Annotated in this window: 5 protein-coding genes and 1 pseudogene; 4 read left to right on the top strand and 2 right to left on the bottom strand. The window is 62.1% G+C overall.

All coding sequences use genetic code 11. From position 1 onward, the window contains the following. Window positions 1-669, bottom strand: a pseudogene (locus AC1DUU_RS19430) (autotransporter family protein); the annotation flags it as partial. 551 nt (window positions 670-1220) lie between these two features. On the opposite strand from AC1DUU_RS19430, the gene AC1DUU_RS19425 reads away from it, so the two are divergent. The 4 genes from AC1DUU_RS19425 to purF all read left to right on the top strand — a co-directional run bounded on the left by AC1DUU_RS19425 (window position 1221) and on the right by purF (window position 6352). Beyond that, entirely contained in the window at window positions 1221-2714 is a 1494-nt protein-coding gene (locus AC1DUU_RS19425; RefSeq protein ID WP_476785039.1) for a replicative DNA helicase, read from the top strand. A 54-nt stretch (window positions 2715-2768) separates the two neighbouring features. Further along, a complete protein-coding gene (radA, locus tag AC1DUU_RS19420) occupies window positions 2769-4172 on the top strand; it encodes a DNA repair protein RadA (protein WP_476785038.1) in 1404 nt (467 codons plus the stop codon). A gap of 28 nt (window positions 4173-4200) precedes the next feature. Beyond that, a complete protein-coding gene (locus tag AC1DUU_RS19415; RefSeq protein WP_476785037.1) occupies window positions 4201-4797 on the top strand; it encodes a CvpA family protein in 597 nt (198 codons plus the stop codon). A gap of 85 nt (window positions 4798-4882) precedes the next feature. Beyond that, window positions 4883-6352, top strand: a complete 1470-nt coding sequence (gene purF / locus AC1DUU_RS19410; RefSeq protein WP_476785036.1) for an amidophosphoribosyltransferase — start codon at window positions 4883-4885, stop codon at window positions 6350-6352. A gap of 32 nt (window positions 6353-6384) precedes the next feature. Here purF and AC1DUU_RS19405 read toward each other — a convergent pair whose 3' ends face one another. Then, window positions 6385-6807 (bottom strand): DoxX family protein, encoded by a 423-nt coding sequence (locus AC1DUU_RS19405; RefSeq protein WP_476785035.1) that lies wholly within the window; start codon window positions 6805-6807, stop codon window positions 6385-6387. Window positions 6808-6824: the final 17 nt, after the last annotated feature.

Below are 6824 nucleotides of genomic sequence, written 5' to 3'. Positions count from 1 at the left end.
GCCTTGGGTGAGGTTGACTGTCTCCCAATTGATATAGCGAGCTACCGAGGTCGAGCTGGTACCTTCAAACGTCAGCGTGTCAATGCTGGTGCTGGCGCCGCCATCGATTGTCCGTCCTGGCGCAAAACTCGCTTCGGTCAGACCACGCAGCAAGGCCGTGTCCTGACCGTTGCCCATGATAATGTTGCCGCCGATCGTGCCGCCGCCCAGCCAGCGGAACGTATTGTTGCCATTGCCGAGGTTGACGAACGTGCCGATCGCGGCGGTACCGGACACCTCAAGCAGATCGTTGCCTTGGGCCGCTTCGATAGAGGTATCGATCGTGCCGCCCGACATTCGCATCTGGTTGTTGGCTTGCTCCAGATCGACATTGCCAATGCGTCCGCCGGTCATCGTAACAAAGTCGCCGGCATAGAACCGACCAATGATATGGCCGCCGCTGATCGTCGCGGTGTCAAGTTCGCTGCCCTGATGGAGCGCGCCGATGACGCCATCTGTCATGATGAAGACATCAGCGCCACCTGACTGGGAGATGGTGCCGTTGATGGTGCCGGAATGAATTTCGACGCGATCGACGAAGTTGCCGAAGGTCACGTCGCCATTGATCGTGCCAGTACCACCTGCCGGCATGGTCAGCGTGTTGGTGCCATCGGTGTCGGTCAGCACCACGGCATTTGTGCCGCTGTCGCAGACATAGGTGCTGTGGCCGGCCGTCGGCGTCAGGTCGCAGGCGGCATATGCCGGCATCGCGGATGCCAGCAAAACCATCGCGGTCGAGGCGGACCAGCCGATTCGAACCGACGCCGGACGACGAATGCGCATATTGCCCCCTCAAGCCAACGAAGCCGCCGCGCCATAGTGCGGATTCCGGCTCTCAACACCTTGAAGCATATACGCCGCTATGTGCCGCATCGCGGCGAATATGACCTCAGTGGCAGCTAAGATCACTGAATATCCAAGCAAATCAACGGCGAATATATACAAACGCGAGGCCGATTGCGTTGCACTCAGTCTTGGTGAATTCAGTGGCTTACGCGATTTTCCTGTTTTGTTCTCGGCGCTTCGACGCTAGAATCTCACCGATTCGCGTCAACCTGATTCCACCGTCGAGCCACCGTGCCTGTGGACGAATGTGAATAACGTGGCCAGTCGGAAATGACGATGCGGATTGTGTCTCGGCTCTGATACTGGAGATGCTTGGTAATAGATTGGGGACGACATTGGCTGAGGCAGCGCGCAAGTTCGAGGTGGCGGAAACCCCACTCTACCGGGAAGCCCCCAACAACATCGAAGCCGAGCAGGCGCTGCTGGGCGCGATGCTGGTCAACAACGACGCCTTCTACCGCGTGTCGGACTTCCTCAAGGCGACCCACTTCTACGAACCGCTGCACCGCAAGATCTTCGAGGTCTCCTCCGAGCTCATCCGCATGGGCAAGATGGCGAACCCGGTGACGATCAAGACCTTCCTGCCCGCCGACGAGAAGGTCGGCGACATGACGGTTTCCCAATATCTCGCCGCCCTCGCCTCGAATGCCGTCACCGTCATTAATGCGTCCGACTACGGCCGCGCTGTCTACGACCTTGCCACCCGCCGCGCGCTGATCACCGTCGGCGAAGACATGGTCAACATCGCTTATGACGCGCCTGTCGACATGTCGCCGGGCGAGCAGATCGAGGATGCCGAGCGCCGCTTGTTCGAACTCGCCGAGACCGGCCGCTACGATGGCGGTTTCGAAAGCTTCTCCGACGCGGTCAAGACCGCGATCGACATGGCCAGTGCCGCCTATATGCGCGATGGCCATCTCTCCGGCGTCGCCAGCGGCCTGCAGGATCTCGACGCCCGCATGGGCGGCCTGCAATCCTCCGACTTGATCGTGCTCGCCGGTCGCCCCGGCATGGGCAAGACCTCGCTCGTCACCAACATCGCCTTCAATGTCGCCCACGCCTATGTGCCGGCCCAGCAGGCCGACGGCTCGTTCAAGGCCGAAAACGGCGGTGTCGTAGGCTTTTTCTCGCTCGAAATGTCGTCAGAGCAGCTGGCCACTCGTATCATTTCCGAGCAGGCCGAAGTGCCGTCTTCCAAGATCCGCCGTGGCGATCTCACCGAGGCCGATTTCGAAAAGCTGGTCAGCTGTACCCAGACGCTGCAGAAGATCCCGCTGTTCATCGATTCGACCGGTGGTATCTCCATCGCCCAGCTTGCCGCGCGTGCCCGCCGCCTCAAGCGCCAGCGCGGCCTCGACGTCATCATCATCGACTATATCCAGCTGATGCAGGGGTCGTCGAAATCCTCGCAGAACCGCGTCCAGGAAATCACCGAGATCACCACCGGCCTCAAGGCGCTGGCCAAGGAACTCWMCGTSCCGATCATCGCGCTGTCGCAGCTGTCGCGTCAGGTCGAAAGCCGYGAMGACAAGCGYCCGCAGCTCTCCGAYCTKCGYGAATCCGGCTCGATCGAGCAGGACGCCGACGTSGTGATCTTCGTYTATCGTGAAGAGTACTATCTCAAGAACAAGGAGCCGAAGCCCGGTACCGACGATTACCTGAAGTGGGAAGGCGACATGGCTGATGTGCGCGGCAAGGCCGAAGTGATCATCGCCAAGCAGCGTCACGGCCCCACCGGCACCGTCAGCCTCGGCTTCCAAGGCGAATTCACCCGCTTCTTCGACCTCGCACCCGAGCATCACCTGCCGGACAGGTTTGGAGAAGAGTAGGCTTGTCAGACGCCTTGAGCCTTACCTCGGCAGCAAAAAAGCATCCCCACACCCATGGCTAAAAACCGCGTCCAATTCGTCTGCCAGAATTGCGGCTCAGCACACCAGCGCTGGGCCGGCAAATGCGATTCCTGCGGCGAATGGAACACCCTTGTCGAAGAAGGCACGTCGGGTGGAATCGGCTCTGGCCCCGGCGCGCTCAAGAGCGCACGCAAGGGCCGCGCGGTCACGCTGACCTCGCTCGACGGCGATATAGAAGATGCGCCGCGCATCGTCTCGGGCATCAGCGAACTCGACCGCGCCACCGGCGGCGGTTTCGTGCGTGGCTCCGCACTGCTCATCGGCGGCGATCCGGGCATCGGCAAATCAACCTTGCTCACCCAGGCGGCGGCAGCACTCGCATCGCGCGGCCACCGCGTCGTCTATGTCTCGGGTGAAGAAGCCGTCGCCCAGATCAGGCTGCGCGCCCAGCGCCTGGGCGTCGCCACCTCGCCGGTAGAGCTTGCCGCCGAGACCAATGTCGAAGACATCCTCGCCACCATCGCCGACGGCAAGCGCCCGGACCTGGTCATCATCGATTCGATCCAAACCTTATGGACCGATCTTGCCGATTCAGCGCCTGGTACAGTCACCCAGGTGCGCGCCTCGTCCCAGGCGATGATCCGCTATGCCAAGTCAACAGGTGCCGCCGTGGTGCTCGTCGGCCACGTCACCAAGGAAGGCCAGATCGCCGGCCCACGTGTCGTCGAGCATATGGTCGACGGCGTGCTCTATTTCGAAGGCGAAGGCGGCCATCATTTCCGCATCCTGCGCACCGTCAAGAACCGCTTCGGCCCGACCGACGAGATCGGCGTCTTCGAAATGTCCGACAAGGGCCTGCGCGAAGTCGCCAACCCTTCCGAGCTCTTCCTCGGCGAGCGCCATGCCAAGGCGCCGGGTGCCGCCGTCTTTGCCGGCATGGAGGGCACAAGGCCAGTACTGGTCGAGATCCAGGCGCTCGTCGCAGCCTCCTCGCTTGGCACCCCGCGACGCGCGGTCGTCGGCTGGGATTCGTCACGACTGTCGATGATCCTCGCCGTGCTCGAGGCCCATTGCGGCGTGCGCTTTGCCCAGCACGATGTCTATCTCAACGTCGCTGGCGGCTACCGCATCTCCGAGCCGGCCGCCGATCTGGCGGTGGCTTCCGCACTGGTTTCATCGCTCACCGGTCTTGCCCTGCCCGCTGATTGCGTCTATTTCGGCGAAATCAGCCTTTCAGGCGCCGTAAGGCCGGTTGCGCATGCGCAGCAGCGCCTTAAAGAGGCCGAAAAGTTGGGCTTCGGAAGGGCCGTGCTGCCCTCCGGCAGTGGGGAACTCGCAGGTGGACTCGGAGCCGGATCGTTCCAGCCGACCGCATTGGCGGATCTGGTGGCGCGCATAGCCGGCACAAAACGAAGCCGCGCGGAAGAGACGGACTGAAACCGTCGTCATGGAGTGAGTGGACACGATGCCGATTACGCTGCTTGACGGAATTCTGGTCGGCTTCACCCTGGTCTCGGCGATGCTCGCCATGGTACGCGGTTTTTCGCGCGAAGTGCTTTCGGTCGCCTCCTGGGCCGCTGCCGCCGCTGCCGCCTTCTTCTTCTACAAGCCGGTCATTCCTTACGTTCAGCCCTATATCGACAATGAAAAGATCGCGATGGCCGCTGCCGCCGGTATCGTCTTCATCGTCGCGCTGATCATCGTCACCATCATCACCATGAAGATCGCCGACTTCATCATCGACAGCCGCATCGGCGCGCTCGATCGCACGCTCGGCTTCCTCTATGGTGCGGCGCGCGGTGTCCTGGTGGTCGCCGTCGGGCTTTTGTTCTTCAACTGGCTGGTTGGCACCAATGCGCCGGCATGGGTCAGCGAGGCCAAGTCGCGGCCCTTGCTCGAAAGCATCGGCACGTCGATCGAAAACCTGCTGCCCGAGGATCCGGAAAACTCGATCCTCAAGAAGCTCAAGTCGCAGGGCGGCGAGCCAGAGGCCGGCACGGCAACGCCACCGGCTGACGGCGAGGCCGACACGCCAGCCGAACCGGCACCGACCAATAACTGACGATCTCGCGAGAGGCGGGGAAGTTCCGTTGCCCTTCCCGCTTCTTGGCACTATATAGCGTTTTTGCGACGAGAGGCCTCGCCCCATGGCAGACGCATCGACCGCCCTTTCAGCGGAAGCTGACGATCATTTCCACGACGAATGCGGTGTCTTCGGCATCTTCGGCCGGCAAGACGCTGCGGCAATCGTCACGCTGGGGCTACATGCGCTCCAGCATCGCGGCCAGGAGGCTGCGGGTATCGTCAGCTATGACGGCAGCCAGTTCCACGTCGAGCGCCATGTCGGCCTGATCGGCGACACCTTCACCAAGCAGCGCGTCATCGACAGCCTCAAGGGCAACCGCGCCATCGGCCACACCCGCTATGCCACCACCGGCGGTGCTGGCATGCGCAACATCCAGCCTTTCTTTGCCGAACTCGCCGATGGCGGCTTTGCGGTCGCCCATAACGGCAACCTCACCAATGCCATGACGGTGCAGCGCGCGTTGCAGAAGCAAGGCTCGATCTTCTCGTCGACCTCCGACACAGAAACCATCCTGCATCTGGTCGCCACCTCCAAGGAGCGCGACCTCAATTCGCGCTTCATCGACGCGGTGCGCCAGGTCGAAGGTGCGTTCTCGCTGGTTGCGATGTCGTCCAAGAAGATGATCGGCTGCCGCGATCCCCTCGGCATCCGCCCGCTAGTGCTGGGCGATCTCGACGGCGCCTGGATCCTTGCTTCGGAAACCTGCGCGCTCGACATCATCGGCGCGCGTTTCGTGCGCGACCTCAAGCCCGGCGAAATGGTCATCGTCACCTCCAAGGGCATCGAGAGCATCTTCCCGTTCGAGCAGCAGAAGTCGCGCTTCTGCATCTTCGAATATGTCTATTTCGCCCGTCCCGACTCCTCGGTCGAGGGCCGCAACGTCTACGAGGTGCGCAAGCGCATCGGTGCTGAACTCGCGGTCGAAAGCCCTGTTGAAGCCGACATCGTCGTGCCGGTACCGGATTCCGGTACGCCCGCGGCCATCGGCTTTTCGCAGCAAGCCGGCATTCCCTTCGAGCTCGGCATCATCCGCAACCATTATGTCGGCCGCACCTTCATTTCGCCCGGCGATTCCATTCGCCACATGGGCGTCAAGCTCAAGCACAACGCCAACCGCCGCATGATCGAAGGCAAGCGCGTGGTGCTGGTCGATGATTCCATCGTGCGCGGCACCACCAGCCAGAAAATCGTGCAGATGGTGCGTGATGCGGGTGCCAAGGAGGTGCATATGCGCATCGCCTCGCCGCCCACCCGCGCCTCGTGCTTCTACGGCGTCGACACGCCGGAGAAATCGAAGCTTCTGGCCTCGCGCATGACGATCGAAGAGATGGCCGAGTTCATCCGTGTCGATTCGCTCGGCTTCCTGACCATCGATGGCCTCTACCGCGCCGTTGGCGAATCGAGCCGCGACAACGAACAGCCGCAATTCTGCGACGCCTGCTTCACCGGGCAGTATCCGACCAGCCTCGCCGATTTCGATGGCTCCGACAATGTACGCACGTTGTCGCTGCTGGCGACAGGCGGACTGTAGATCACGCCTCATACGGTCGGCTGGTTTCCGCATCAGTTCGCGGAAACCGCGTGGCTCTTCCAGAGGAAGCCCTGCCGCAGCGCCAGTTTTTCGCCCGGCCCGTGGACGGCTGCAAACAGCAGCCCCGCAAGGAAGGTGAAGTGGTCGACAAAGAACCCGAACTCGGCTTGATTTCCTTGCCAGTGCGACGGGCCGTGGAAGGCGAAGGCCAAAAAGATCACGTAGATTCCGGCGAGTAGCGCAGCTTCTGAGAAGAAGACGCCGGTCAGGAAGGCCAGCACCAGGACGGTCTCGAACAGGGCCGCGAGCCATGCGAGAAGCAGGGGGAACGGAAATCCTGCCGCAGCGATGAAAGCGGCGGTACCTTCCATCCCGGCGAACTTGAAGACAGCCGCCATGGCAAAGACGCCGGCGAAGATCAGCCTGGCAACGAGGATCGCAGCGGTTCTGCCCATGGCTCCCTCCTGTGAAG

Source organism: Aminobacter sp. P4_H6_2 (assembly GCF_056400805.1).
The sequence above is the reverse complement of the archived record's forward strand: the minus strand, read 5'-3'. Positions and strand labels throughout refer to the sequence as shown.